The organism is Pelagicoccus sp. SDUM812002, from assembly GCF_031127835.1.
In the GTDB taxonomy this organism is placed as follows: domain Bacteria; phylum Verrucomicrobiota; class Verrucomicrobiia; order Opitutales; family Opitutaceae; genus Pelagicoccus.
In genome coordinates, this window is the sequence record NZ_JARXHX010000054.1 from 1 (window position 1) to 3,100 (window position 3,100).

Consider the following 3,100-nt stretch of genomic DNA (forward strand, 5'->3'; position numbering starts at 1 on the left):
TTTCCGTCGATGAATACTGAGTTCGCTCGAAAACAAAACTCAGTGCTCGATAGTTTGATGTCTTTGGTTTCGTTCATCTATTTTTTGCCAACGCCAAGCTCAGACGCGTAGGCCTAAGCTATCGTTTGAATTTCTGGGGTGTTGGATTTTTATGGGATCGAAGTGAAAGAGGCGGGCGTTTGCCGAAGTTGTCTGCGGCGCCTTGTTCGACCTAGTTTTCTATCTGGAAAAATGCATACATGGCAATGATCCAGATCGTCCAAATTACTGGCGTGATGGCGATGATTCTCTTCCTTCTTTCTTTCGCTTCGTCATCTTTTTCTATCCATCCGATCCGTATCCACCAGAAGGGGAGCTTTATCATGAATATATCTCGCTCCCACCAATTCATTCCATGATTTCGATCGACCCAGAAGTATCCACATGGATAACCCGCTTTGCGCCAGTCCTCTGGAAATCGTTCTTTTAGTATTTTGAGGATTCGATCATTTTCGTAAAGACTCCACAGGATCGCTGGGAACATAGCGATTATGAGTAGAGCAAAGATGAATTCCATTTTTATTTCGTCGAACGTGAAGGTCATACGCGAGGGCTGAGGAAAACCGTCGTGCTGGAAGTTGTGAAGACATGTCCTTGCTGCTGCCACAACTCGGGCGCTTGGCCCGAGTTGTATGGACCGACTGGTTCTACCAATCTTTTCAATTCTGTAGGAATAAGTCTGATACGCGAATTCGACCAATTCTGATTCCGTCGTGCTGATCATCTTTTTCTTCTTTTTGTTTCGGTCGGTTCGGGGTTGGGCTTCCTTGTCGATCTTGTCGAATGTGACTTTTTCTTCAATGCAGGAGATCAAAATCTTCTTCGTCGTGGGAATCATGATTTCTTCAATGCAGGATCATTTTTAAGGTCGGAGTCAATTGATCGCTGAACGTCGAAGTCTTCATCGGTTTGGTTTATTCTCATTGCTGGATCGTTTCTTCCTCAACCTGATTTCCATTTTTCTGTAGAACGTCAAAGCCATACGCGGAGGTCAGTCGCGGAGCGACTGGCCGGAGTTGTATGGGCTGACTGGTTCTGCTTCTTTTTCAATTAATATGAATGGTTCGTCTCTTCCCAATGGCTCAAATCTCGATTTCAAAACCTCGAAGGTGTTCTTGGCAATGTACAGACTACCATTGAGATTCTGATTTCGTGACTCGCATCGTTTCCACATCGTGTCTTCGGATGTCTTGATGAAGTACAACCGAGGAACGGCTCTCAACGATTCGATCTTTTCTCTCGCTCGGTCTCGACTGGAGCGACTCCAGAAGCCCGAGTCCAATACAATGTCGATTCCTTTAGCCAAGAGCTGAACCCATAGGTTTTCCATGAGCTTCTCAACTTTAGAGGATCGTTCGGCGAAAGTGCTCTCTTCAGGATCATCTCCGAAAAGCTGGGTCATCCATTCGTCAGGAGAGAATCTGATCGCTCCGGTTTCTCGCTCCAGCTTCTTTGCGTAGCTAGTCTTTCCGGATCCAAGATAACCGTAAATCATGTGAGCGACTGGTGGTTTCTCTGTCATTTATTCTGCAGAACGCTAAGCTCTCACGCGGCGGCTTGCCGCCGTTGTGAGCAGCGCCTTGATAGGCATATTTTTATTTGAGGTTCGTTCCATGCTTTTGTGGGCTCTCATCTGGGTCATTTTGATCAAAGAACCATGATACGTTTCCCATAGCGTAGTCCGAGAATGAGAAGCTTCCATTTGTCATGTACAATTCGTTCGTTTCTTTATTCTGGGGCTGTCGAGTGAATCCGATGACAGGATATACTTTTCCTTCCTCTGATTCGATCCATTCGTTATCTAACGTGTGTCCTAGTTGAAAGCTGTAGTCCTCGCAAATCTTTCGAATCTTCCCTGAGTCGACACCGTTTTCTTTGAGTGATTTGTAGAGTGTTTGTATTTGGATACACTGAAAAGCCGCAGCCATTTCTTCGTATTCATCTTCGTTCAGGATTTTCATTTAGTTTCGCCTATCGCCGAAGTGATACGCGAGGGTCGTGTCATCGGCTCCATTTGGGTTGAAGGTTTTCAGTGTCTTGCTCGATGTGAGAGTGGCGGCGTTTACCCGAGTTGTATCGACTGACTTGTTCTCATGATTTTCATACGCCAAAAAACATGTGCCATAGGCTCTGGTAGTCTTTACCTCCCGCCTTCAAACTTGCTGCTTCAGCTACTCTTTTCATTTCTTCTTCGTCTTCTTCGTCTTCATCGTCAAGGTCGTCGGATTCGAAGTAGTCGTAGATCAACGACAGTGCCTCGATGAATTCTTTTATGCTGCTTGCGGCTTTAGTCATGACCCTGCCGAGAACCTCATGATCGAGGACTACAACTTCATTCGTTTCCTTTTTAATCGCGACTGGATCGCACTCAAACTCACCTATTGCGGTGAAGCCATCAGGAACTGGGAATGAGTTCTTTTCTTTTCCCATCTCCAGCATGCCGACCTCGAAGCTTCCATTCAGTATGGATGCTAGAAGTTCGCCCGAGTCTTCGATGGTTGTTAGTTCCTTCATTTTTCTGAGAACGCAGAGGCCATACGTGAAGGCCTCAGTTTGGGTTCCATTTCAAGTTAGTGATTTCAAGTCTGGGATCGAGGTGAAAGAGGCGGGCGTTTGCCGGAATTGTATGAGCCGACTTGATCTCCCTTCATCATTTTTTCTGATCGTATCTAGTTGGTCGTCTTTCTTGCAGGATAATCTTTTTATTTTGGAGGTCGAGTTGGTTCGCTCTCTCGGAAATCGATCTTTCTGTTCAATGCAGGAGTTCTTTTCTTTACCACCGATTACACAGATAGCACTGATGATTTTGTATCCGTATTTTAGTTCTATGATTGGAGATCGCCAAGCTCTCACGACGAGCGCTTGCGCTCGTTGTGAGCAGCGCCTTGATGGGCGTTGTTTTTTGGGTAAGTGGTTGGGTTCCTTGTCGAATCTTGATGCCTTCAATTCTTAGATTGTTTGGTTCGATCATCAATTCGTTTTCTTTTGGGTCGGATAGGGGAGATGCTGAATGTCGAAGTTCTAGCAGTGGGGATTTCTTTTCTGTAGTTAGATTTCAGCT

The 3,100-nt window shown here is 45.5% G+C and carries 4 protein-coding genes; all 4 read right to left on the reverse strand.

Going from position 1 to position 3,100, the window contains the following annotated elements:
• Positions 1 to 211: 211 nt before the first annotated feature.
• Positions 212 to 877, reverse strand: a complete 666-nt coding sequence (locus tag QEH53_RS23360) for a hypothetical protein (RefSeq protein ID WP_309025650.1) — start codon at positions 875 to 877, stop codon at positions 212 to 214.
• Between the two features lie 153 nt (positions 878 to 1,030).
• Positions 1,031 to 1,561, reverse strand: a complete 531-nt coding sequence (locus QEH53_RS23365; protein ID WP_309025651.1) for an AAA family ATPase — start codon at positions 1,559 to 1,561, stop codon at positions 1,031 to 1,033.
• A gap of 73 nt (positions 1,562 to 1,634) precedes the next feature.
• Complete coding sequence (locus QEH53_RS23370) at positions 1,635 to 2,000, reverse strand: hypothetical protein (protein WP_309025652.1); 366 nt, start codon at positions 1,998 to 2,000, stop codon at positions 1,635 to 1,637.
• 139 nt (positions 2,001 to 2,139) lie between these two features.
• Positions 2,140 to 2,553, reverse strand: a complete 414-nt coding sequence (locus QEH53_RS23375; protein WP_309025653.1) for an SUKH-4 family immunity protein — start codon at positions 2,551 to 2,553, stop codon at positions 2,140 to 2,142.
• Positions 2,554 to 3,100 lie beyond the last annotated feature (547 nt).

Coding starts and splice junctions, on each gene's coding strand:
- QEH53_RS23375 (WP_309025653.1), bottom strand. CDS start 2,553: ATGAAGGAACTAACAACCATCGAAGACTCGGGCGAACTTCTAGCATCC.
- QEH53_RS23360 (WP_309025650.1), bottom strand. CDS start 877: ATGATTCCCACGACGAAGAAGATTTTGATCTCCTGCATTGAAGAAAAA.
- QEH53_RS23365 (WP_309025651.1), bottom strand. CDS start 1,561: ATGACAGAGAAACCACCAGTCGCTCACATGATTTACGGTTATCTTGGA.
- QEH53_RS23370 (WP_309025652.1), bottom strand. CDS start 2,000: ATGAAAATCCTGAACGAAGATGAATACGAAGAAATGGCTGCGGCTTTT.